Genomic DNA, 22,444 nt, shown 5'->3' with positions numbered 1-22,444 from the left:
TGTTTTAAAATGCGGCTATGAATCATCTAAGAGGGGGAAGTGAAGTGGCAAACAAAGAATTGAAAAGAGGTTTAGAAGCACGTCATATTCAAATGATCGCTTTAGGCGGAACGATTGGTGTTGGCTTGTTTATGGGGTCAGCCAGCACGATTAAATGGACAGGTCCGTCAGTAATGCTTGCGTATGCAATTGCAGGTATTTTTATCTTCTTCATTATGCGTGCGATGGGTGAAATGTTGTATATGGAGCCGAGTACAGGTTCATTTGCGACGTTCGGTCATAAGTATATTCATCCGCTAGCTGGCTATATGACAGCGTGGAGTAACTGGTTCCAGTGGGTTATCGTTGGGATGTCAGAAATTATTGCGGTTGGAGCATATATGAAATATTGGTTCCCGGAATTACCAGCTTGGATACCAGGCGTAATCGCAATGGTTATTCTTGGCGCAGCTAACTTAATTTCTGTTAAGTCATTTGGTGAATTTGAATTTTGGTTTGCGATGATTAAAATCGTTACGATTCTATTAATGATTATTGCGGGATTTGGACTTATTTTCTTTGGAATTGGTAACGGCGGAGAAGCGATTGGCATATCTAATCTTTGGTCAAATGGCGGTTTCTTTACAGGTGGTTTTTCAGGATTCTTCTTTGCATTATCACTTGTAGTTGGCGCATACCAAGGTGTAGAATTAATTGGTATTACTGCTGGTGAAGCGAAGGATCCGAAGAAGACACTTACAAGAGCGATTCAAAGTACAATTTGGCGTATTTTAATATTCTATATCGGTGCTATTTTCGTTATTGTAACTGTGTATCCATGGGATCAATTAAGTACAATTGGTAGTCCGTTCGTAGCAACTTTTGCGAAGGTTGGTATTACGGCAGCAGCTGGACTGATTAACTTCGTTGTTATTACAGCGGCAATGTCTGGTTGTAATAGTGGTATTTATAGTGCGGGTCGTATGCTTTATACGTTAGGTGTAAATGGACAAGCGCCGAAATATTTCACGAAACTTTCTGGAAATGGCGTACCTTTATTCGGTACAGTTGGCGTAATTATCGGTTTAGCAGTTGGTGTTGTATTAAGTTATATTGCACCGAAAAATTTATTCGTGTATGTATATAGTGCGAGTGTACTTCCTGGTATGGTACCATGGTTCGTCATTTTAATTAGTCAAATTAACTTTAGAAAAGCAAAAGGGGCAGAGATGAAAGATCATCCGTTCAAAATGCCATTTGCTCCTGTTACAAACTATTTGACAATTGCCTTTTTAATTATGGTATTAATCGGAATGTGGTTTAACGATGATACACGCATTTCACTAGTTGTAGGTATTGTTTTCTTAGCTATCGTAACAATTAGTTTCTATGCTTTCGGAATAGGGAAACGACCTCCGTTAGACGTTCAAAATGATCAAGAGATTTCAAGTAAATAAAGATAGTAAAAAGTCCGATTTCTCATATGAAAATCGGACTTTTTGTTATTAAAATTTCTCTAAAACGATTTTCCCAATCGTACTTCCGCTTTCAAGCAGTGTATGTGCTTTCTTTACGTTTTCAGCGTTAATTGGTGTGAATGTTTCATTTAAAGTAGTCTTTAAAATACCTTCATCTAAAAGTTCGCTTACTTTATTTAATAGTTCGTGCTGCGTAATCATGTCGCCAGTTTCATACATCGCTTTTGTAAACATAAACTCCCAAACGAATGTAGCACTTTTACTTTTTAAAATACCCATTTCAAGAGGGTGTTCATTTTCTACGATAGAGCAAATTTTTCCTTGTGGCTTAATGAGCTCACATATTGCTTGCCAATGTTGATCTGTATTGTTTAAGCAGAAAATATAATCTACATCTTTTAGCCCAAACTCTAATATTTGATCTTGTAAAGGTTGGTGATGGTTAACGATATAATCGGCACCGAATTTTTCAACCCAGTGTATTGTTTCATTACGAGATGCAGTTGTGATTACATTCAGTCCAGCCCATTTCGCAAGTTGAATTGCAATTGAACCTACACCACCAGCTCCACCGATAATTAAAATGTTTTTAAATGTATTTGTATCTTTCTTATTATAATCAATTCCCAAACGTTCGAATAAACCTTCCCAAGCCGTAATAGCTGTTAAAGGAAGTGCTGCAGATTCAGCATCACTTAACGTTTTTGGTTTTTTACCAACGATTCTTTCATCAACTAAATGGTATTCACTATATGTACCTTGTCTCGTAATGCTTCCAGCGTAAAACACTTCGTCGCCTTCTTTAAATAACGTACAACCTTCGCCCGTTTGTACGACAATACCACTTGCATCCCAGCCAAGTATTTTCGCTACATCTTCTTTTTTATCTTTCGGAGAGCGAACTTTTGTATCAACTGGGTTAACGGAAATAGCGTTAATTTTAACGAGTATATCTCTTCCTGTAGCAACAGGTCTTTCAACTTCAATATCAATTAAACTGTTTTCTTCTTCAATAGGTAAGTATTCATGTAAACCAATTGCTTTCATTTATATTCCCTCCATTAAAGTAAGAGTCATTTACTCTTTTATTATAGATGGTGAAATGCCATTATGTAAAAAAGTACACTCTTTTTTATTTATGCTGGTATGAAAGTGTGGAAGGAGTTTATTTCTAAAAAGCAGAATTATTTACTGTGTTACTTTATCTTAAATTAAATGTAAAGGTGGATACATAATGTCAGTAAAAAAGCTTTATTTCATCCCAGCAGGTCGTTGTATGTTAGATCATTCTTCTGTTAATAGTACGCTCACACCGGGAGATTTATTGAACTTACCTGTATGGTGTTATCTTTTGGAGACAGAAGAGGGGCCTATTTTAGTAGATACAGGTATGCCAGAAAGTGCAGTTAATAATGAAGGTCTTTTTAACGGTACATTTGTCGAAGGACAGGTTTTACCGAAAATGACTGAAGAAGATAGAATCGTGAATATTTTAAAACGGGTTGGTTATGAGCCGGATGACCTTCTTTATATTATTAGTTCTCACTTGCATTTTGATCATGCAGGAGGAAATGGCGCTTTTATAAATACACCAATCATTGTACAGCGTGCTGAATATGAGGCGGCGCAGCATAGCGAAGAATATTTGAAAGAATGTATATTGCCGAATTTAAACTACAAAATCATTGAAGGGGATTATGAAGTCGTACCAGGAGTTCAAGTATTGCATACACCAGGCCATACTCCAGGGCATCAATCGCTATTAATTGAGACAGAAAAATCCGGTCCTGTATTATTAACGATTGATGCATCGTATACGAAAGAGAATTTTGAAAATGAAGTGCCATTTGCTGGATTTGATCCAGAATTAGCTTTATCTTCAATTAAACATTTAAAAGAAGTTGTGATAAAAGAGAAGCCAATTGTTTTCTTTGGGCATGATATAGAGCAGGAAAAGGGATGTAAAGTGTTCCCTGAATATATATAGTGCCAAAAGTCATGAGCTCATTTGCTCATGACTTTTTCGTTTAAATAATTTTTTTAAATAAGTTATAAACTTTTTTTGAATTATCTTCATTTAATTGATAGTACGTAAGGTTTACATCATCAAGAGTATCTTGCTGAGCGATCATTACTTCACTACTGTGATGATCAACTACCCATATGAAATATTTTTTATAAGTTCCATCCTCGAAAGTAATCCACATATCACAATCTATTAAATCTGATCCTTCTTCATCTAATGTTAATTTTCCTTTTTTGGCGGTATCCATACTGTTAATGAATGTTTTTAATTCATCTGTTTTTGTGAGAAAGATATCTTTTTTTGTTTTAATTGACTCGACATGTATATCTTTTATTTCCTGTTTTCCTAAAAAGACAGGGGGCTCATTTGGGTCTCTTTGAGTTGAAATGATAGTAGCTTTCTTCTTTGGTTTATTTGCTGTATAGAAATCTTGAATAGATTTCCCTGAGTTTAAAAACCATACGATACCAAAAATAATCAATGCGCTACCGAGCAGTAAAATGATTTTCTTAATAGAATATTCTCCTCTCTATTACTTCGTATAAAGAGCTTTTCTATTAATATATGATAGGTAAGCGTAAAGTATTATAGTTGAACTTGGTTATTCTGCACAGTTTTAACAGGGCGATCTACGAGTAAATTGTAAGTTAGCCCAATTAGTACGAAAATGCCACCGACAACTTTTCCCATTGATAGTTCGTGTGACAAGATGAAATCAATGATAGTCCCCGCAAATAATTGTCCGATAAAGATGAGTAACGTTAAATAAAATGCTGATATTTTAGGCGTAATATAGTTCGATAACGAGATGACGATAACGCCTACTAATCCGCCTAAGTAAACAGCGATAGGAATAGATTGCAACGTATGGCTAGGAATATAAAATGAATCTGAACTGAAAATTAAAAATAACATAGAGAAAAATAATCCAGTAATATAATTAAAAAACGTGCCTTCCCAATTTCCAATCTTCGCTGCTAAATTCGCGTTAATAATTCTAGCAACAACGATAGAAACACCAGCTAAAATAGCGATAGTAATATATAACATTTTCTTGCCTCCATTAATAAATTGTCATGATTATAATTCCGGAAGAGATGAAACATAATCCAATTAGTTTTTTCTTTTCAAACTTTGCAACTTTCATTCCTAATAAGCCGAAATGGTCAATAACGATGGAAGCGATAGATTGACCGAGTAAACTTAATGCGATCGTAATAGAGGCACCAAGGACGGAGAAACTTATATTATTAAAAAGAACAGTGAATACTCCAATCGCACCAGCGCTATATAAAAAAAGTGGAATGCTTTTATCAAAATAAATTTTATTTTTGTTAATGATTAAAATGAAGATAACTGCAATTAAACCGACAAGGTGGATGACAACGCTCGCTGTGTACTTGCCAATTAACTCAGATAAAATCCCATTCAATGGAAGCATAACGGCGATGAGCACACCAATAAAGACAGAAAGAAAGTTATACAATGTAATATCCCCTTTGTATTTCATATTTGTAATGACTGTATCATGCTGAAATTGTGTATTACTATGACATATGTCATAGTGGAAGGAGAAAATTTTGATTACAATGGGGAGTAGTTGTAAAGGCGGGGGAACTATGAAGAAAGTATGTAATTCAATTAAATTAGCACATTATATGAAACAAAATAATATTGATTCATTTTTTAGTAATGATATGAAACCGTATATGGAACTCATATTTTTTAAAAAGAATGAGTTTATTTGTAGAGAAAATGAAGAGATAGATTATTTATTTTTCTTCGTTGAAGGAAAAGCAAAAGCGTTTAATACATTAAGTAACGGGAAATCTGTATTATTATGCTTTTATGATAGTTTGCAGCTGTTAGGAGATGTGGAGTTAATTCATTCTCAAAAGACTGCTTCAAACGTACAAGTAATGGCAGATTCATATTGTGTTGGTTTACCTTTAGGAAAAGTGAGAAATCAACTATTTCATGATGCGAAATTTTTACGATGTATTTGTGGATCGTTAGCACATAAGTTAAATCGACTTTCAAAAAATAGTACAATTAATTTACTATATCCACTTGAAAATAGACTTGCGAGTTACATGTTAGCAGCAGGGGAACGAGCGGTGCAGCACGGAAATCGAATTGTATTTAGTGGGAATTTAACAGAGACAGCTGAATTGTTAGGAACGAGTTATCGACACCTATTACGTACATTAAATGTTTTTTGTGATAAAGAGATTATAAAAAAGAACAATGGTTGCTTTGAAGTAGTGAATGTTGAAGTTTTGAGGGAATTGGCGGCAGATGTTTATAAATAGGAGGAGATAATAAATGATTACACCTATATTTAGAATTTTTGATGTTGAAAAAGCAAAGCTATTTTACATAGATTTTTTAGGGTTTAAAATGGATTGGGAACATCGGTATGAGGAACATATGCCATTATATATACAAATTTCGTTACATGATGCTGTAATACATTTATCAGAACATCATGGGGATGCTTCGCCAGGCGGTGCGATTCGGGTCAAAATAGATAATGTAAAGGATTATCATTCTATATTATTAAGTAAAGAATATGCTTATTCGAAGCCAAATATAGAAAAAACACCTTGGGATACAATCGAATTAACTGTAATTGATCCGTTTTCAAATAGAATCGTATTTTATGAGGAGAGATGATAGAGCAGGAAGGGATTAATATATAAATTTTTTAGAGAGAGTGCAGTGTAATTGCGTATTAAATAAATGTAATGAAGAGTAGTTCATAAAGCAGTGAACTGCTCTTTTTCATTTTGTTAAACAGATTGAATTATTGAAAAATAAATCGTATGATAAAACATATGAACAAATGAGCATATATTCATGTGAAATAGGAAGGAGGAAAAGGATGTTAGATGCAATTATCGTTGGAGCTGGTCAAGCTGGATTAACAATGGGATATTACTTGAAGCAAGAAGGTTATAATTTTTTATTACTTGAGGCAGGAAACCGAATTGGGGATTCATGGAGAAATCGATATGATTCTTTACAGCTCTTCACACCGAGGGAATATAGTAGTTTACCAGGTATGATAGTAAAAGGAGAAGGAAAGGGATTTCCGTGTAAAGATGAAATGGCAACATATTTAGAAGAATATGCAAGGTACTTTACATTACCAATCCAATTGCAAACCAAAGTTTTAAAAATAAAGAAAGAAAAAGAGATATTCGAATTACATACTCCTACAGAAGTTTTACAAGCAAAAAAGGTTGTTATCGCAACAGGTGGTTTTCAGCAACCATACATTCCCTCATTTTCACAACATCTTTCATCGCATGTTTTTCAAATACATTCATCACAATATAAATCACCATCACAAATTCCTAAGGGAAAAGTACTAGTAGTAGGTGGCGGGAATTCCGGAATGCAAATTGCAGTAGAACTTGCAAAAACTCATGAAGTTACAATGTCTATCAGTCATCCTTTAACATTTTTACCGTTACATCTTTTTAGAAAAAGCATTTTTAGTTGGTTAGAAAAATTGGGTTTATTGTACGCCGAAGTAAATACTAAGAGGGGAAAATGGTTTCAGAAGAGAAAGGATCCTATTTTTGGTTTTGAAGGCAAAGAACTTATTCGTAATAGAGCAATTAAACTAGAGGAAAAAGTGGTTAGTGCATCAGAAAATAATATTATGTTTCAAAATGGTGGCACGTATAGTGCAGAAAGCATTATATGGTCAACTGGTTTTATTCAGAACTATAAATGGATTGAACTAGAAAAGGCAGTGAATGAGAATGGATTTCCTAATCATGTAAGAGGAATAAGTCCAGTAAAAGGATTATATTATATCGGTTTGCCGTGGCAATCTCAAAGGGGATCTGCACTTATTTGTGGTGTAGGAAAGGATGCAGCGTATATACTTTCTGAAATCAAAAAAATAGATCAGTAGCAACGACTACTGATCATCCATATGTACATGAATTAGGAGAGGTCAAACATTTATTAACTTTATTATAATAGATTTTCATAAGAATAAAAACTGAAAATTCTAATTTTATGTTGAGAAAGTTTTTTGTATCGAAATATATAAAAGAATAGGGTTTTTAGTAAAAGAGATATGATATTTATATTTTAATAAATTGTGATATAGTTTATGAAGAATAGATTACATAAAATGTTATTTTATTACATAGTGATGAAGGGGGAAATTGTTGTGAAGTTTGATGATCAACGCCTACTAGGAGTACGATTAGGTTCTATACTTGTAACAGAGGAAAATCAATATTTAGTAGTAAAGAAAAAAGATCATTATGCATTATTAAATATACATAATTTAGAATGCACACATGTTGAAGTGCAGCTAGAACATATTGAAGAAATGTTGCAGGAAGATTTCCAAGAAAGTATAACGGAGATTATCGCACCAGAACATATAAAAATTGTTGCGAAAAATGTAATATAAAGAAAGAAGCTGGAAGGAACAGCTTCTTTCTTTTCATTATAAGGATAACGTTTTTAAAACGTCACCAATAATCCCTTTCATTTGATGAACACCTAAGTCAGCATTCGTCATAATAACAGCACCATTACCTCGGTATGGATAGCATACCATCATACATTGAAACCCAACGCCCCATCCAAGTGAATACATTTGTAAGTCTTTATTCGAATCATCTAGAAACACACCTAACCCAGTCCATTTTGAGCAACCTTGAGGAGAAATCATGTCTTGTACTAATTTTTGAGAAAGTTTTAGTTTGCTCATTCCTTGCAAGGAATGAATGATTTCAATAACTAAAGTTGATAAGTCAGTTGGTGTTGTCCAAATACCTGAAGAAGCTGCGAATGGATAAAATGGATACTTCTCATTTGTAATGGTGCCATCTTTATTATGCCCACAAGCAAAGGCCTCCATTTTATTTATATCTTTAGTAGAGAATAGTATGCTATTTTTCAGTTGTAGTGGCTGAAAGATATATTCTTCAAGTAAAAGATTGAATGGTTTTCCAGTTATATCTTCAAGTAGTAGTTCAATAATACAAAAGTTTGCATCTGAGTAGTGAAATTCGCTTTTTGGTTTATAAGTCACTTCAATCGGTACTGGACAATATGATGTTTTGCCGGCAAGGAGTTCAGACAAGTTTGGTCGTCCTTGTGCAAGTGTATAATGTTCAAAACTATTAGGAGGGTCAATAATTCCAGATTGGTGGCTTAATAAATTTCGCAACGTGACTTTGTTCTGTGAGGTAAATAGATTGGTAGGTATGTTCCAAGATGTGAGTCTATCATTTACGTCTTCATCTAAAGGCACGATTTCCTGATCTGATAGCGTTAGTACGAGCATTGCAGTGATGAACTTGCTGATAGAACAAGAATTGAATATGGAATTCGTAGTGACAGTTCTAGTTGTTCCAGATTCAAGTGTTCCGAAAGCAATCGTTTCGTCTAGTTTGCCATCACGTATAACGGCAAGGCTTAAACCTGCAACGGAATATTGGTTCATTTTCTCGTATATAATGTGATTTTTTAAGTTCATAGTGACTCCTTTCTTATAAAAGACAGAATGTTAGTTCTATTATACGGTAGTTAATAGAGAGAATGAGAGAAAAAGAAAAAACTTCATCTTTTATCGATGAAGTTCTTTTAGTTAATTCGAAGTGAATGCTTTAAAAAATTTATCTCGGTACATGTACATTAACCATGAGGCTGTTAGTAAGGAAATAATACTTTGTTTGTTTTGAATTGGCGCATTGAAAACAAGCCAGCCAACGATATCAAATAATAAATGTAGTGCAATTGAAAGAACTACAAATAGTAGTAACGTCTTAAAAAATCGTTTCATGAAGTGCCTCCTAAAATAAAAGGTTTTATCAACAGTGTTGTATATTACTATTATACATTAAATGTGTTTTGTGGTAAAATTTACATAAATTAGTGAAATAAAACAAATGAAAGCTAATGAGGAGGAATAGTCATGGAATTTTGGATGATCATACCGATAGCGGTCTTTGGGTTTATTTATATCGTTGAAAAATTAAATAGAATCGAAAAGAAAACGGATGCACGTTTAAAGAGGATGGAAGATAGATTACAGCTAATTACGAAAGAAATGGGAATTGTAGATAGGGAACCTGAAATTAATAAAGAGTTGCGTCAGCTCTTAGAAGAAGGAAAAACAGTTACAGCAGTTAAGAGAGTAAGAGAAGCTTTTGGATTTTCCTTATTAGAAGCGAAGCAATATGTTGATAAATTATAAAAAAGATCATCCATTTGGGTGATCTTTTTTTACTGCACCATGCGTGTATTTACATAGGCAGCGATTATAAAGTGTCCAATTATAATGATAGGAAATACGATTTTTACATTAGGAGTAAGGAAGATGCTACCAATTGTAGCGATAACACCAGCAATTAAATTATAAAGACCAACTATTTTTGATAACTTTATTTTATCTGACACACGGCGTTCATTGAATCCTGATAAGAGCCAAGTGTATTGTTTAACTCCGATGAAATAGGCTAGTGCGAATGAAATGATTGCTAGTATGAATAATGATGGGGAAGCGAAGAGAGTCATTGAAAACACCTCCGTTAAAGGGTTATAAATAAATTATAGTATGAATGTTATAATTTAACAAAATATAATTAAAGCGCACAAAATTTTGTGCGCTTTTTATTAATGGTATGAAAAATATGTAAGAAAAGATGGAACAAACATTTGAAATGAATTGTCTAATATAGGTAATAACTATTTCGTTTGAAAGAAAGGGTGGAGAAAATGAAAAATACATTATTAAAATTAGGGGTATGTGTTAGTTTACTAGGAATAACTCAATTTGTTAGTACAATTTCTTCTGTGAAAGCGGAACAAAAGCTAGAGCAAAAAGTAATAAAAAATGAGACAGGAACTATTTCAATTTCTCAGTTAAACAAAAATGTATGGGTTCATACGGAGTTAGGTTACTTTAACGGAGAAGCAGTTCCTTCGAACGGTCTAGTTCTTACTACTTCTAAAGGGTTAGTACTAGTCGATTCTTCTTGGGATGATAAGTTAACGAAGGAATTAATAGAGATGGTAGAAAAAAAATTTAAGAAGCGCGTAACGGATGTTATTATTACACATGCGCACGCTGATCGAATAGGCGGAATAAAAACGTTGAAAGAAAGAGGCATTAAAGCGCATAGTACGGCATTGACAGCAGAACTAGCAAAGAGATATGGATATGAAGAACCACTTGGAGACTTACAAACCATTACGAAATTAAAGTTTGGAAATATGAAAGTAGAAATGTTCTATCCAGGGAAAGGACATATAGAAGATAATATTGTCGTATGGTTACCGCAATATAACATTTTAGCTGGAGGTTGTTTAGTGAAATCTGCGGAAGCTAAAAATTTAGGGAATGTCGCTGATGCCTATGTAAATGAATGGTCTACATCGATTGAAAATGTGCTGAAGCGATATGGAAATATAAATGCAGTAGTGCCTGGTCATGGAGAAGTAGGGGACAGAGGATTACTTTTACATACATTGGATTTGTTGAAATAAGAAACTGTGGGAATATAAAAGCGAGGAGAAACAATTTTCTCCTCGCTTTTTTCTAACTATATTTAAATGCGAAGTCTGCATACGTTACTGAGATTTTAATTCCAAGTATACAAATACCAGTACCGTCATAATTGCTATAACAACGTAAGTAGCATCAAGCATTATAAGTGTTTTTAAAGTTTCAGTCATCCTCATTCACCCCTGGTATAAAAATATAAACATAATCTCTTATTAATTAGATAAGAGATTATAAAGATTACAATGTACATGAAATTTCTTAAGTAGATTCTATATAAATATATCATATAAATAATGTAAACATTGTAAAGATAGTGTAAATGTATTGTAAATAAAGTGATTTTTCATAAAATCTTTAATAAAAAAATTGATAGTTCTTCAAAATGAAAAAAAGCTATTCTTTCAGTTGAATAATAAAAAGAAAGAATAGCGTTTTTGTATGTCTATTTCTGTTAACTTTCTAGTTTATATGTGATTCAGCAATAGTTTAGATATTTGAAAACCTGAACAATATGATTATGTAATATTTTTTTGGTGTCAATAAAAATATTATGTCAACAATATGAACTGTCACAAATTTATACTTAGTATTGTGATTGATATCACATCCTTTTATCTCACCGGATATTATGCTTAGTTTGTAAGGAATGATTGGGAGAGGGTGGGATGATCATGTTTTGTTATCAATGTGAACAAACGCCAACAGGCGGATGTAAAGTAATAGGTGTTTGCGGTAAAAATGAAACAATAGCAAGTTTACAAGATACGATTGTGTTTGGGCTAAAAGGAATTGCAGCTTATCGTACGCATGCTGCTCAGCTAGGGTATACTGATGCATTTGTAGATGCTACGACGCAAGAAGCACTGTATATGACATTAACAAATTCCAACTTTAATGAACAAGAACATATTGATATGGCTATGAAAGTAGGGAAATCGGCTTTACGAGTAATGGAGTTGTTAGATGGGGCGCATACGAATCACTTTGGTGTTCCAGAGCCCGTTCAAATTACACAAAACCATGTAGAAGGTAAAGCAATTGTAGTTACTGGTCATAATTTATTTGCGTTAGAAGAGTTATTAAAGCAAACAGAAGGAAAAGAAATTAATATTTATACGCATTCTGAAATGTTACCAGCACACGGTTATCCGCAGCTAAAAAAATATAAACATTTAAAAGGAAACATCGGTAAGGCATGGTATGATCAACGACGTCTTTTCGAAAAATTTACAGGTGCTATATTAGCGACAACGAACTGTGTTATGCCAATTAAAGGGTCATACTCTGATCGATTCTTTTCATATGATATTGCCGGTTTAGAGGGTGTACAAAAAATTGAAAATGATGATTTTGCACCATTGATTCAAAAAGCGCTTGAACTTCCAGAAGTACATATGGAGTCGGATGAGCAGTTAGTAACAGGGTTTCATCATAATACAGTATTATCATTAGCTCCGGAAATTATTAATGCAGTAAAAGAAGGAAAGATTAAGCGTTTCTTTGTCATCGCAGGTTGTGATGCTCCGGGAAAAGGCGGAGAATATTATCGTGAATTAGCAACGTCGCTTCCGCCAGAAACGGTTATTTTAACAACTTCTTGCGGGAAATTCCGTTTTAATGATGTGAGTTATGGTGTTGTACCTGGTACGGAGATTCCGCGTTACATTGATTTAGGACAATGCAATAATTCAATTTCTACAGTGAAAATAGCGGCCGCTTTAGCAGATGCTTTCCAATGTGAAGTGAATGAATTGCCAGTAAGTATTGTCTTATCATGGTTTGAACAAAAAGCGGTTGCTATTTTATTTGGGCTATTTAGTCTTGGAATTCAAGATATTCGTATCGGTCCAAAGGCACCCGAATTTATTTCACCTGGCGTGCTTGATGTATTACAAGAAACATTCGGTTTAAAACTAATTACAACTGCAGCGGAAGATATGGATATGATGTTATCGTAACAAAAGGATGATCTGTCTTATTAAGAAGAGCTAACCTATAGCGCCCCAAAACAAAAATGTAGAATATTTGTTTCGGGGTATTTTCTTTTCTTGGCCGGATAGGTATATGGTGAAATTTCTTTAAAAAGAAAATCGGCTGTATCTGATAGGCAATAGTTGATTTTAGAAAAATATAAAAATCGTGTTGACATTTACAACTACTCAGTCATACAATGTAGAAGTAATAGGTGATACTGAGTAGTGTTGTTTCTCAAAATGTTTTCAGTAAACAATAGGTAATAGCGGATTTTAGAAAAAATTTGAAAATCAGTTGACATCTATAGCTACTTAGTCATACAATGTAGTTGTAATAAGTAATACTGAATAGTATGGTTTTACTCAGAAGCTATTCAGTAAAAATTCGCCTTAGTACTCTGTGATACTGAATATAAGTCAGACAGAATAGGGGGTAAAGGAGGATCAGGACATGGAAAATTTAACTGAAATGCTAAAAGGTTCACTGGAAGGGTGTGTGCTGGAAATCATTAGTCGCCGTGAAACGTATGGCTATGAGATTACCCGCCACCTGAATGATCTTGGGTTTACAGAGGTTGTGGAAGGGACGGTTTATACTATCCTCGTACGATTAGAAAAGAAAAAGCTTGTGAATATTGAAAAGAAACCATCAGATATGGGACCGCCTCGTAAGTTTTATTCATTAAATGATGATGGCCGTCAGGAGCTTGAATTATTTTGGGAAAAATGGGATTTCGTTTCTTCAAAAATTAACGTCTTGAAGTCAAACTAGCCTCATAAAATAAAATGTTCCGGCTCATATTTGGAGAATTTCTTGTTCTGCTTTATAAAAAAGGAGGAAAATAAGATGTTGGAAATGTTTAAAAAATTAATCGGTGATAAAAAAGAGTACAAAATGATGATGGCACGTGTTGGAGCACTACCGGAAGATTATCAGTTTGTGTTTAAGAAAATTCAAAACTACATGTGGAATTTCTCAGCGGGTAATGGAATGGATATGCTGCACATACAGTATGAATTAATCGATTTGTTTGAAGCTGGTGCAGCGGAAGGTAGACAAGTGCTTGACATTACTGGGGAGGACGTAGCATCCTTTGCTGATGAACTAGTGGCAAACGCTAAAACGTATGTCTCTAAGTATCGTGAAGATTTGAATGAAAGTATTATGAAGAAATTGAGAAAAAAATAAATGCAATTAGTAATACCGACTGATTAGCTGGTTACAAATGTAAATTGCCACCATCGCTATTCAGTTATATTTTTAAACCGCTACTAAGTAATACAGATTATCAGTGATACTAAATAGAGGTTATAGGTAACCTATTTTAATAAGGGGGAAAAAGTATGAGCAATGCAGCAATTTCTGTAAAAGGGTTAAAAAAATCTTTTAAAGATAAAGAAGTCTTAAAGGGAGTGGATTTTGAGGTGCAGCGTGGCGAAATTTTCGCGCTGCTAGGCTCAAATGGAGCGGGAAAGACGACAACGGTCAACATCCTTTCAACGCTAATGAAACAAGATGATGGTGAAGTAAGTATTTGCGGTTTTGACGTCCAACGTCAATCAGATCATGTTCGTCAAAGCATCAGTTTGACAGGACAGTTCGCAGCTTTAGACGGCATGCTTACTGGAAGGGAAAACTTGATAATGATTGCTAAGTTACGTGGTGTTTCCAATCCCGCGCAAGTTGCTGATAATCTACTTGTAAGATTTAGCCTGACTGATGCGGCCAACCAGAGGGCAGACCAGTATTCAGGCGGGATGAAGCGCCGACTTGATATCGCGATGAGTTTGATTGGGGCGCCAGCAGTTATTTTTCTAGACGAACCAACGACTGGACTTGATCCGGAAGCGCGGATCGAAGTGTGGGATACAGTCAAGGAACTTGCCGGCAGTGGCACAACGATCTTACTTACGACTCAGTACTTGGAGGAAGCAGAACAACTGGCGGACCGTATCGCTATTTTGCATGGCGGAAAAATCATAACGACAGGTACTCTTACAGAACTGAAAGAGATGTTCCCGCCAGCAAAAGTAGAGTATATCGAGAAGCAGCCGACGTTGGAAGAAATTTTTCTTGCGATTATCGGTAAAAAGGAGGAGATGTAAATGAAAAGCAAAACAGGGGTATTACTAGGGCGCTTAATGCGTAATATTATGCGTAGTCCGGATACAATTATTACAGTAGCAATTACACCGATTATGATGATGTTATTGTTTGTCTACGTGTTTGGCGGGGCTATAAAGACTGGAACGGATAACTACGTTAATTATTTATTGCCGGGAATTTTGTTAATGGCTATCGCATCCGGCGTGGCTTACACTTCAGTACGATTGTTTACGGATGTAAAGAGTGGGCTGATGGCACGTTTCATTACGATGCCTATTAAGCGCTCATCAATATTGTGGGCTCACGTTTTAACTTCTCTTGTTGCTAATGTACTTACTATCGTGGTGGTTATTCTTGTTGCGCTCTTAATGGGCTTTCGTTCTAGTGCAAATATGCTAGATTGGCTTGCGGTAGCGGGAATACTGGGGATGTTTACGTTAGCGCTAACATGGCTAGCTATCATTCCAGGGCTGAAAGCGAAGTCTATGGAAGGGGCGACAGCGTACTCGTACCCACTCGTTTTTCTTCCATTTATTAGTTCGGCCTTCGTACCTACCGAAACGATGCCTAAAATTGTCCGTGTGTTTGCTGAGAATCAGCCTGTAACTTCAATCGTGAATGCGGTTCGTGCCCTATTATATGAAGGGACTGTTGGCAACGATATTTGGACTGCACTCGCTTGGTGCGTAGGTATCATGATCATCTCTTACTTTTTCGCTAGTAAAGCATTTAAACGTCAGTTAGGGTAAGTGAATTAAGTCATCCGAAATTATATATATTTGAAAAAGCACGGGAAGATTTTCCGTGCTTTTATTATGTATTGTGCTCTCATGGTAAAAAAATATGGGCAACAGGTAACGAATTAAACTCAATATTTTGAGGTTTAACCGATCACTGCTTATGGAGAATATAAACCTAACCGCTCTTGTAAATCGTTTAATATTTCTTCAGGCATTTCCCTGGTTGTAATATCTTTCCCTAGGAAAAGTAGCCAATGTGTTATCTCTGTCACTTCATCGGAATTGTTAACATCGATAAATGTTTTTAAAATGGCTGTGGATTGGTAAGGGTTTGTATAAGAAATTGAAATTTTTAAAGGATGGTATTTTTTGTACTGGGCAATCGCTTTTGGACCAAGTTCAAGTACAAGGTTAATTGCTTCGTCCTTCTTATTGAGTTTTTCTAAAATCTGTTTCTTATTTAACCTCTTTTTCGTCGTGTACGGTTCGATATTGATGAGGTCATCGACAGGAAACATCATCTTCTTTTCCTCTTTTAAGTCGAACCCTTCAATGATCCAATGGCTTTTTTCTTGATAAAGGTGTAATAGATAAATTGGGTAAGACTTGATTTCTTCTTCTTCTTTGACGGTAATCAATAAATGTCTATCCAAAAGAAGGATTTGGATGAGTTTTTCTAACATAGGGTGGGGTAGGTCAGAAAGCTCAAGTAGATCGGGATTATGAGGGTTAGTCCCTTCAAAAAGCAAGAGTTGATTTAAAAGAACGAGGTCATCTTGCTGGATTTCTGAGATGAGTCCTAGTAGTTTTTCGGCTAAAGATTGACGACTTTTTAAATAGGGAAGTTGTTGATTTCTTGTAGCCATAAAGGCAATAAAAAGAGCTTTGACTTCATTGTCAGTAAAGCGAACAACGGGCAGGATAGAATTATGCATGACAAAATATCCACCAGTTCTTCCAACTTCAGCGACAAGTGGCATGCCCATAGCTTCAATGTCTCTAATGTCTCTAATAGCTGTCGATCGTGATATGTTAAATTCTCGCATGATTTCAGTAATCGTAAAGTGGGAGCGATTGTTGATATACCGCATAATTGTATTAATCCGTTCAACTTTTTTCATTGGAGTCTCCTAAACAGTATCATTTTTTGACATGATTTAAGGATATTATAAACGTATCAGATGAAAAGATAAATCGTTTGATTCATTTTAAAAAAGGAAGGTTTTGAATATGAAAAATTATACGATTGAAGAAAAAGATAGCTTTATTGTGTTAGGTATTGGAACTGAAATTAAGAGTGACTATACAAACTTTGCTGGAATAAATAAAGAAAAAGAAGACTTTTGGTCAGCTGTTAAAGAAGATGGAAGGTTGGACAGATTAAAAGCTTTAGCTACAAACGAATATATTTTTTCTGTGAGCGAAGCGGTGAATAATAAGATGATGTATTATGCTGGTGTCATGACAGAAGCACAAATAGAAGAAGAATCTAGAGTGATCCAGTTTCCGAAGGGAGAATACTTAGTAGTGAAAGGGGAAGACAAAACGGCTGAAGAGCTAAGTAATAAGTTGACTGGCATCGCCTTCGGTCAAGCTTTACCAGATGCAAAAGATTTTGCCTATGTTGGTGGACCGAATACAACGGTTGAGATGGGGCAGAGAGACGGTTTAGTATTTGGTGAAATGTGGATTCCAGTTGTTAGGAAGTAAAGTGATAAAAGGTACGAATATGGAAAGTAGAGGCTAACAATATTAAATTGTTGGTCTTTTTGACATAAATAAATTATTCATATGCTGCTACACATTATGTTCTGATAAAATGGAATAAAAGGAAATTAATGTAAGGTAGTGGCGGGGTGAATAAAAAAAGGATATTTGAGTTATTCATAGTAGTGTTTGTTTTTCTATTCCTTCATGTAAGCACATTTACTAATGAAAAATTTAACGATAAATTGGGTTCCTTTACTTTCGTTGTTCTATTTCTTATGGTTTATATTTACGCTATATTTATAGAACGGTATTTTGATGATATACAAAAGTGGGTTCGAAATATCACAATTTGTTTTGCTTTGTTAGTAGTTGCTGTAGTATCACTATGGATAGGTTACTTTTAAAGCCTTGTGATTAAGGAAATTTTGTTTTGTTATCTTTCCTTAACAACAAACAAGACGCCAACCAGATCATGGTAGCGCCTACGATAAGTACTATTGGTTTAATCATTAATAAGTATATCTGGACCCTTTTTCAACATATACGAGAAACCCGGAATAAATACGATACTAAATATAATAATGGAAGACCACATATTAAAATGAAATTTTTTACCTACAACTAAATAGTAGATGTTATGGACCAAGAAATTAGCACGCGGCTATAAAGAACGTGGTATGGCAGCGTATTCTGAATTACAACAGGCCGAATTTGCAGCAGAAGAGCATGGTTATTTTGCTATGCGTCATCAACGCGAAGTCGGAACAGGTTACTTTGATGAAGTGGCACAAGTGATTACGGGTGGAACTTCATCTACGACAGCGTTGAAAGGTTCTACGGAAGAATTGCAGTTTAAAGATGTGGAGAAAGTCTTAAAAAACATTGGCGTTTTGAACAAAAATTGCATGTGTTTGTTGCATTTTAAATTATAATATAAGTAACTCTTTTTATTGATATATATCTGTCATTTCTTGTTACAGAATCCTTATTACAAGGATTCTGTTTTTTTGCATTAAATTTCTACAAACAAAAAAGATAAGATCGGAGAATTCAATCTTATCTTTAGTACAAGGAGTAACATAAGGGATAATCATCATATTTTTATCACGCTTTATTTGTAAATGTTTCAAATTAGAAAAGGTTAGCTCCTCACTTCACCCCAGCCAAAAACCTTACACCCAAAAACGAAGGGTAACTCAATTATCAAACTCATATTAAGTTTCAATCTTGCCTAAGCACCCATTAGGATATACAACTGATCATCTATTTTTCTTTACATAATCTCCAGATACAGTCCATATCAACTATAGATTCTTGTCTTATGCTAAATGTAGTTCCAAACAAAACAAGGAGGTAATGAAAAATGATTAAAACATTATTAGCAGGAGCACTTTTAAGTACAGGATTGGTAGCTGGGGGTGCAGTAGGTGCAGATGATGCGAAAATGAACAATTTAAGATCAAATGAAGATAGTTCAAATCAAGTAATTACATGGAGTGCAGATGGAACAACGTCTTTCTCACAAAACTTTGATGTACCTAAAGATGCAGTGCCAGCAACTCCTAATGGAGATGCAAAAACTGTTGAAAGAACAGAAGGTACAGGTTCTCAAGAAGGAAAAATGGTACCAACAAAAGAAGGAAATTAAATACTATATAGTTATAACGAAGAGCATCCAAAAAGTGGTGCTCTTTTTATATTATAGGGATCAACTGGTTTTACTCAATATAGAACTGTAGTGGAAATTTAAGCTAGAATATGGGTTACTGTCTCTTCAAATCAGGGTGTTTGAAGCACTAGTTTTGATGGTAACGTTACAACATAAACATTTTATTAGAGATTTTTTAAATTTACATACACTCTAGATAAACTACATATCAACTTCAGATACTTGTTTTATGATACAAGTAATCAAACAAAAGGAGGGCAATACAAAATGATTACAGCAGTATTAACAGGGCACTCTTTTAAGTACAGGAGATTATTAACAGGTGGAGAAAATGTTGAAGATGTACAGACAGAAAAACATATTCCGTATGAACAAAATGAATTGTAACAAACTCTAGAAAAGTACGATTCGAAGAAATTTGAGTTATAAAAAGAAAATAGATAAATTGACAAGAGAAAAGCACGTGTATATCACAGGTGCTTTTTATTTTCATTTTAATATAGGGCTTGAATTAAATTTTTACACTAAAATATATGGTAAAAAGGGGGGAGTTCATTGCACAAAGTTATTTATGGAATATTAATTTTAATTTATACTTTGTATTCATTTTTTGTAAGTGATGGAAGTGAAGTTGGGTTTATTATGGTGTTAACTATAGTACTTATCTTTTCTGTGGTTTTAGAAAAAGGAAATGCAAACAAAACGACTGATTAAAGGTCTTTTTGTTTGCGTTTTTTTAGTTGGCTATTAAAGTCCAGATGTTTTAGGGATAGCACCAAATCGCCATCAAGCTTAAAGAACGATTTATCCCCAAACAATAAATACGAGCAACATGAATAAAATTTTCGTTCTGGAGGTGGTATGAGATTTTGAGTTGATGGGCATGTGGTGCTCCCTCATACCCATCAACTTAAGAATTCAGAATTACCCCGAAATGAAAAAATGAGCATTTTTGTTACAAGTTAGCACAAAATTTCGTTCTGGGGGTACTATAAAATTGTAGCTTGATGGAGATTTGATGTTCCCCCTATAAAGGTATGGTTTTCGTACTTTTAAATACAATTATGTCACTTAAGTAATGTGAGCGTCGCTGCTATTACATTGTCCACAAATGAACGTTGGGGGCGAGATTTCATCATAACCGTTAGACCGATTAACGCTACAATCAGTGCCTGTGCCAAAGACTTTGCATCTGTGTTGAATTCCAGCTCACCTGATTGGATTCCTCGTTCGATCGTCTCCTGAAAAATGACGGCGAGGTACATTTGATGTTCTCTGGTCAAAATTTCAAATCTCTCATCATGAGGTGCTAGTTCAACCATTGTATTGATACAAAAACAACCTTTACTAAGATCCCCTGCGTATTCTTCATTGACGACATCGGCAAAGAAAATAGAAAATGCCTCTTTTACAGAGGAGTGACTTTGAAGCCTATTTCGTATATCAGAGGCCCGAGACATTGTATACCTGCGAAGTGCGGCTTCAAATAATTCTTTCTTATCTCCAAAAGTCGAATAAATACTAGGACGTTGAATGCCCATTCTGGAAGTAAGATCACTTAATGAGGTAGCCTCATATCCTTTCTCCCAAAATAACTGCATTGCTGCATCTAAAACTTGATCCTCATCAAATTCACGGGTTCTTGCCATTAAGAATTCTCCTCTTCAAACTTTGATTTTATTAATTGTTTTAGGATAGGTGTGTAGGTAATTACAATTATTTTTTTAATTACCAGACAGTATGTAATTATTATATAATTAGCCATTCTTCATGTCAAATTAAGCTCCATTAAGTTAATGTAACATTAACTTTAGTGTAAAAATCGTTGACAGAATGAATAAGGCTAAGTTATATTTACCAGTAATCATATTATACCGAACGGTATGTTATGATTAAAAATCTAATGTGATTGGAGGTCAAGGTATGTTCAAAACAGAGACAAATATAGAAGATGATCCACTCTACACTAAGATAAGTCATAAATCTTCCATAACAAAACCTAATTTGAATCAACAGCCATCCATGTCTCACGCTTTGGCATTATTGTTTGCGGCTGCCTGTGGAATGTCTGTTGCCAATATTTACTTTGCACAGCCGTTGCTTGATCAACTATCTAATGAGTTTGGTATTAACCATTCCATTATTGGTGTTGTTATTACCGTTACACAAATTTTTTATGGAGTGGGCTTACTGCTACTCGTACCACTTGGAGATTTGCTAAACCAGCGACATCTAATTGTCGGTCAGATGCTATTATCTACAACAGCTCTGGTTATAGTTGGTACTGCTTCCTCCAGCATGGTACTTTTCGCAGGTATGGCTTTGGTGGGTCTGCTTGCAGTTGTGACACAGACTCTCGTGGCGTTTGCAGCGACCATCGCTTCCCCTAGAGAAAGAGGACGTGTCGTTGGCATTGTAACAAGTGGAATTGTTATTGGTATACTTCTTGCACGTACTTTTGCTGGTATATTAACAGATGTTGTGGGATGGCGTTCTGTATATCTATTTTCTGCTGCGCTCATGCTTTTGATGGTTTTTATGTTTATAAAGATGTTGCCCAATGTTGAGCGCGAGGTAAAATCGCTATCCTACCCTCAGTTGATTAGATCGGTGCTTACTTTATTTATTCAAGAACGAACGTTACGCGTTCGCTCCGTTCTAGCCATGCTGATTTTTGCTGATTTCAGCATTTTGTGGACTTCACTAGTACTGCCACTTAGTACACCGCCAATTGCTCTATCTCATAGTGCAATTGGTGCATTCGGTCTTGTAGGTGTGGCTGGAGCCTTAGCTGCGGCACGGGCAGGGAAATTGGCCGATCAAGGTTACGGACAACGAACGACAGGCATTGCTTTAGCTCTATTATTGATTTCATGGTTGTTCATCAGCTATATGGAGCAGTCATTAATCGCATTAGTGATAGGGATAATTCTACTTGATTTGGCCGTACAAGCAATACATGTCACGAATCAAACCATGATTCTTCCATTGCATACAGAAGCACGGAGTCGACTTACTGCTGGATATATGGTTTTTTATTCTATCGGCAGTGCTGGTGGTTCAATTGCTTCGACTCAAATATACGCACACTTTGGCTGGGGAGGGGTTTCCTTACTCGGAGCCTCTGTCAGTGCTTTCGCTCTTCTTTTTTGGGCTATGACCAGACGAGTTAAGATTTTATGAAATAAACGTGTGTTAGCCAATATGAGAAACATG

General features: G+C 35.0%; 26 protein-coding genes and 2 pseudogenes. 19 read left to right on the top strand and 9 right to left on the bottom strand.

Translation table 11 applies throughout. The annotated features are described in order from the left end of the window. The first annotated feature begins 44 nt into the window (after positions 1–44). Complete coding sequence (locus tag ILS93_RS04800; protein WP_064475941.1) at positions 45–1,436, top strand: amino acid permease; 1,392 nt, start codon at positions 45–47, stop codon at positions 1,434–1,436. 48 nt (positions 1,437–1,484) lie between these two features. Here ILS93_RS04800 and ILS93_RS04795 read toward each other — a convergent pair whose 3' ends face one another. Next, positions 1,485–2,504 carry a zinc-binding alcohol dehydrogenase family protein gene (locus ILS93_RS04795; protein ID WP_088047455.1) on the bottom strand — a complete coding sequence of 340 codons (1,020 nt, stop codon included), beginning with the start codon at positions 2,502–2,504 and terminating at the stop codon, positions 1,485–1,487. Between the two features lie 187 nt (positions 2,505–2,691). Between ILS93_RS04795 and aiiA the strand changes: the two genes are divergently transcribed. Beyond that, entirely contained in the window at positions 2,692–3,444 is a 753-nt protein-coding gene (gene aiiA, locus ILS93_RS04790; protein WP_088047454.1) for a quorum-quenching N-acyl homoserine lactonase AiiA, read from the top strand. A gap of 40 nt (positions 3,445–3,484) precedes the next feature. Here aiiA and ILS93_RS04785 read toward each other — a convergent pair whose 3' ends face one another. From ILS93_RS04785 to ILS93_RS04775, 3 genes are all read right to left on the bottom strand, one after another. After that, a complete protein-coding gene (locus tag ILS93_RS04785) occupies positions 3,485–3,979 on the bottom strand; it encodes a hypothetical protein (protein WP_141547152.1) in 495 nt (164 codons plus the stop codon). Between the two features lie 89 nt (positions 3,980–4,068). After that, positions 4,069–4,533 carry a DMT family transporter gene (locus ILS93_RS04780; RefSeq protein WP_000965801.1) on the bottom strand — a complete coding sequence of 155 codons (465 nt, stop codon included), beginning with the start codon at positions 4,531–4,533 and terminating at the stop codon, positions 4,069–4,071. A 13-nt stretch (positions 4,534–4,546) separates the two neighbouring features. Beyond that, on the bottom strand, positions 4,547–4,993 hold the full coding sequence (locus tag ILS93_RS04775) for a DMT family transporter (protein ID WP_002096403.1): 447 nt from the start codon (positions 4,991–4,993) through the stop codon (positions 4,547–4,549). Positions 4,994–5,102: 109 nt separating this feature from the next. On the opposite strand from ILS93_RS04775, the gene yeiL reads away from it, so the two are divergent. The 4 genes from yeiL to ILS93_RS04755 all read left to right on the top strand — a co-directional run bounded on the left by yeiL (position 5,103) and on the right by ILS93_RS04755 (position 7,924). Further along, positions 5,103–5,795: a transcriptional regulator YeiL gene (gene yeiL / locus ILS93_RS04770; RefSeq protein ID WP_064475987.1), complete on the top strand. Its 693-nt coding sequence runs from the start codon at positions 5,103–5,105 to the stop codon at positions 5,793–5,795. Between the two features lie 13 nt (positions 5,796–5,808). Then, complete coding sequence (locus ILS93_RS04765) at positions 5,809–6,159, top strand: glyoxalase superfamily protein (protein WP_000632414.1); 351 nt, start codon at positions 5,809–5,811, stop codon at positions 6,157–6,159. Between the two features lie 208 nt (positions 6,160–6,367). Beyond that, positions 6,368–7,411 (top strand): flavin-containing monooxygenase, encoded by a 1,044-nt coding sequence (locus ILS93_RS04760; protein ID WP_088047453.1) that lies wholly within the window; start codon positions 6,368–6,370, stop codon positions 7,409–7,411. A 264-nt stretch (positions 7,412–7,675) separates the two neighbouring features. Continuing rightward, positions 7,676–7,924 (top strand): hypothetical protein, encoded by a 249-nt coding sequence (locus tag ILS93_RS04755; RefSeq protein ID WP_000666939.1) that lies wholly within the window; start codon positions 7,676–7,678, stop codon positions 7,922–7,924. Between the two features lie 36 nt (positions 7,925–7,960). On the opposite strand, the gene ILS93_RS04750 is transcribed toward ILS93_RS04755, so the two are convergent. Together ILS93_RS04750 and ILS93_RS04745 are read right to left on the bottom strand one after the other, a co-directional pair. Beyond that, on the bottom strand, positions 7,961–8,998 hold the full coding sequence (locus tag ILS93_RS04750) for a serine hydrolase domain-containing protein (protein ID WP_064475936.1): 1,038 nt from the start codon (positions 8,996–8,998) through the stop codon (positions 7,961–7,963). A 111-nt stretch (positions 8,999–9,109) separates the two neighbouring features. Next, positions 9,110–9,304, bottom strand: a complete 195-nt coding sequence (locus tag ILS93_RS04745; RefSeq protein WP_064475935.1) for a hypothetical protein — start codon at positions 9,302–9,304, stop codon at positions 9,110–9,112. Between the two features lie 132 nt (positions 9,305–9,436). Here ILS93_RS04745 and ILS93_RS04740 point away from each other — a divergent pair, with 132 nt between their 5' ends. Then, positions 9,437–9,718, top strand: coding sequence for a hypothetical protein (locus ILS93_RS04740; protein WP_064475934.1), 282 nt, complete (start codon positions 9,437–9,439; stop codon positions 9,716–9,718). A 29-nt stretch (positions 9,719–9,747) separates the two neighbouring features. On the opposite strand, the gene ILS93_RS04735 is transcribed toward ILS93_RS04740, so the two are convergent. Continuing rightward, positions 9,748–10,038 (bottom strand): DUF3784 domain-containing protein, encoded by a 291-nt coding sequence (locus ILS93_RS04735; protein WP_064475933.1) that lies wholly within the window; start codon positions 10,036–10,038, stop codon positions 9,748–9,750. Positions 10,039–10,239: 201 nt separating this feature from the next. On the opposite strand from ILS93_RS04735, the gene bla2 reads away from it, so the two are divergent. The 6 genes from bla2 to ILS93_RS04705 all read left to right on the top strand — a co-directional run bounded on the left by bla2 (position 10,240) and on the right by ILS93_RS04705 (position 15,858). Then, the gene (gene bla2 / locus ILS93_RS04730) at positions 10,240–11,010 is read left to right on the top strand and encodes a BcII family subclass B1 metallo-beta-lactamase (protein WP_222660058.1); all 771 of its coding nucleotides are present in this window, start codon (positions 10,240–10,242) and stop codon (positions 11,008–11,010) included. A 690-nt stretch (positions 11,011–11,700) separates the two neighbouring features. Continuing rightward, positions 11,701–12,987 carry a hydroxylamine reductase gene (gene hcp, locus ILS93_RS04725; protein WP_222660056.1) on the top strand — a complete coding sequence of 429 codons (1,287 nt, stop codon included), beginning with the start codon at positions 11,701–11,703 and terminating at the stop codon, positions 12,985–12,987. 466 nt (positions 12,988–13,453) lie between these two features. Beyond that, positions 13,454–13,774: a PadR family transcriptional regulator gene (locus ILS93_RS04720; RefSeq protein ID WP_064475931.1), complete on the top strand. Its 321-nt coding sequence runs from the start codon at positions 13,454–13,456 to the stop codon at positions 13,772–13,774. A gap of 75 nt (positions 13,775–13,849) precedes the next feature. Next, a complete protein-coding gene (locus tag ILS93_RS04715; RefSeq protein WP_000891990.1) occupies positions 13,850–14,191 on the top strand; it encodes a DUF1048 domain-containing protein in 342 nt (113 codons plus the stop codon). Between the two features lie 155 nt (positions 14,192–14,346). Beyond that, the gene (locus tag ILS93_RS04710; RefSeq protein ID WP_064475930.1) at positions 14,347–15,108 is read left to right on the top strand and encodes an ABC transporter ATP-binding protein; all 762 of its coding nucleotides are present in this window, start codon (positions 14,347–14,349) and stop codon (positions 15,106–15,108) included. Continuing rightward, positions 15,109–15,858 carry an ABC transporter permease gene (locus ILS93_RS04705; protein WP_064475929.1) on the top strand — a complete coding sequence of 250 codons (750 nt, stop codon included), beginning with the start codon at positions 15,109–15,111 and terminating at the stop codon, positions 15,856–15,858. Between the two features lie 149 nt (positions 15,859–16,007). Here the strand turns inward: ILS93_RS04705 and ILS93_RS04700 are convergent, their stop codons facing one another. Beyond that, a complete protein-coding gene (locus ILS93_RS04700; RefSeq protein ID WP_098101902.1) occupies positions 16,008–16,970 on the bottom strand; it encodes a helix-turn-helix transcriptional regulator in 963 nt (320 codons plus the stop codon). Positions 16,971–17,079: 109 nt separating this feature from the next. Between ILS93_RS04700 and ILS93_RS04695 the strand changes: the two genes are divergently transcribed. From ILS93_RS04695 to ILS93_RS04675, 5 genes and pseudogenes are all read left to right on the top strand, one after another. Continuing rightward, on the top strand, positions 17,080–17,559 hold the full coding sequence (locus ILS93_RS04695; protein WP_098101903.1) for a GyrI-like domain-containing protein: 480 nt from the start codon (positions 17,080–17,082) through the stop codon (positions 17,557–17,559). Between the two features lie 146 nt (positions 17,560–17,705). Continuing rightward, positions 17,706–17,963: a DUF3963 domain-containing protein gene (locus ILS93_RS04690; RefSeq protein WP_098101905.1), complete on the top strand. Its 258-nt coding sequence runs from the start codon at positions 17,706–17,708 to the stop codon at positions 17,961–17,963. 243 nt (positions 17,964–18,206) lie between these two features. Next, positions 18,207–18,413: pseudogene (locus tag ILS93_RS04685) on the top strand (isocitrate lyase); the annotation flags it as partial. Positions 18,414–18,922: 509 nt separating this feature from the next. After that, positions 18,923–19,201, top strand: a pseudogene (locus ILS93_RS04680) (hypothetical protein); the annotation flags it as partial. Positions 19,202–19,783: 582 nt separating this feature from the next. Then, complete coding sequence (locus tag ILS93_RS04675) at positions 19,784–19,942, top strand: hypothetical protein (protein WP_002137521.1); 159 nt, start codon at positions 19,784–19,786, stop codon at positions 19,940–19,942. Positions 19,943–20,295: 353 nt separating this feature from the next. Here ILS93_RS04675 and ILS93_RS04670 read toward each other — a convergent pair whose 3' ends face one another. Then, complete coding sequence (locus ILS93_RS04670) at positions 20,296–20,877, bottom strand: TetR/AcrR family transcriptional regulator (RefSeq protein ID WP_002066413.1); 582 nt, start codon at positions 20,875–20,877, stop codon at positions 20,296–20,298. A 274-nt stretch (positions 20,878–21,151) separates the two neighbouring features. Between ILS93_RS04670 and ILS93_RS04665 the strand changes: the two genes are divergently transcribed. Then, positions 21,152–22,411, top strand: a complete 1,260-nt coding sequence (locus tag ILS93_RS04665; RefSeq protein WP_064475924.1) for an MFS transporter — start codon at positions 21,152–21,154, stop codon at positions 22,409–22,411. Positions 22,412–22,444 lie beyond the last annotated feature (33 nt).

The sequence above is a fragment of the Bacillus sp. 16GRE42 genome, assembly GCF_019837435.1.
GTDB classification, from domain to species: Bacteria; Bacillota; Bacilli; order Bacillales; family Bacillaceae_G; genus Bacillus_A; species Bacillus_A wiedmannii.
This window is presented reverse-complemented; position numbering and strand designations above follow the sequence as displayed.

Excerpts from the sequence above, each read along its gene's own strand:
- aiiA (WP_088047454.1), top strand. The coding sequence starts at position 2,692 with ATGTCAGTAAAAAAGCTTTATTTCATCCCAGCAGGTCGTTGTATGTTA.
- hcp (WP_222660056.1), top strand. The coding sequence starts at position 11,701 with ATGTTTTGTTATCAATGTGAACAAACGCCAACAGGCGGATGTAAAGTA.
- ILS93_RS04665 (WP_064475924.1), top strand. The coding sequence starts at position 21,152 with ATGTTCAAAACAGAGACAAATATAGAAGATGATCCACTCTACACTAAG.
- ILS93_RS04765 (WP_000632414.1), top strand. The coding sequence starts at position 5,809 with ATGATTACACCTATATTTAGAATTTTTGATGTTGAAAAAGCAAAGCTA.
- ILS93_RS04745 (WP_064475935.1), bottom strand. The coding sequence starts at position 9,304 with ATGAAACGATTTTTTAAGACGTTACTACTATTTGTAGTTCTTTCAATT.
- ILS93_RS04780 (WP_000965801.1), bottom strand. The coding sequence starts at position 4,533 with ATGTTATATATTACTATCGCTATTTTAGCTGGTGTTTCTATCGTTGTT.
- ILS93_RS04795 (WP_088047455.1), bottom strand. The coding sequence starts at position 2,504 with ATGAAAGCAATTGGTTTACATGAATACTTACCTATTGAAGAAGAAAAC.
- bla2 (WP_222660058.1), top strand. The coding sequence starts at position 10,240 with ATGAAAAATACATTATTAAAATTAGGGGTATGTGTTAGTTTACTAGGA.
- ILS93_RS04775 (WP_002096403.1), bottom strand. The coding sequence starts at position 4,993 with ATGAAATACAAAGGGGATATTACATTGTATAACTTTCTTTCTGTCTTT.
- ILS93_RS04670 (WP_002066413.1), bottom strand. The coding sequence starts at position 20,877 with ATGGCAAGAACCCGTGAATTTGATGAGGATCAAGTTTTAGATGCAGCA.
- ILS93_RS04705 (WP_064475929.1), top strand. The coding sequence starts at position 15,109 with ATGAAAAGCAAAACAGGGGTATTACTAGGGCGCTTAATGCGTAATATT.
- ILS93_RS04760 (WP_088047453.1), top strand. The coding sequence starts at position 6,368 with ATGTTAGATGCAATTATCGTTGGAGCTGGTCAAGCTGGATTAACAATG.
- ILS93_RS04710 (WP_064475930.1), top strand. The coding sequence starts at position 14,347 with ATGAGCAATGCAGCAATTTCTGTAAAAGGGTTAAAAAAATCTTTTAAA.
- ILS93_RS04715 (WP_000891990.1), top strand. The coding sequence starts at position 13,850 with ATGTTGGAAATGTTTAAAAAATTAATCGGTGATAAAAAAGAGTACAAA.
- ILS93_RS04740 (WP_064475934.1), top strand. The coding sequence starts at position 9,437 with ATGGAATTTTGGATGATCATACCGATAGCGGTCTTTGGGTTTATTTAT.
- yeiL (WP_064475987.1), top strand. The coding sequence starts at position 5,103 with ATGAAGAAAGTATGTAATTCAATTAAATTAGCACATTATATGAAACAA.
- ILS93_RS04700 (WP_098101902.1), bottom strand. The coding sequence starts at position 16,970 with ATGAAAAAAGTTGAACGGATTAATACAATTATGCGGTATATCAACAAT.
- ILS93_RS04720 (WP_064475931.1), top strand. The coding sequence starts at position 13,454 with ATGGAAAATTTAACTGAAATGCTAAAAGGTTCACTGGAAGGGTGTGTG.
- ILS93_RS04695 (WP_098101903.1), top strand. The coding sequence starts at position 17,080 with ATGAAAAATTATACGATTGAAGAAAAAGATAGCTTTATTGTGTTAGGT.
- ILS93_RS04750 (WP_064475936.1), bottom strand. The coding sequence starts at position 8,998 with ATGAACTTAAAAAATCACATTATATACGAGAAAATGAACCAATATTCC.
- ILS93_RS04735 (WP_064475933.1), bottom strand. The coding sequence starts at position 10,038 with ATGACTCTCTTCGCTTCCCCATCATTATTCATACTAGCAATCATTTCA.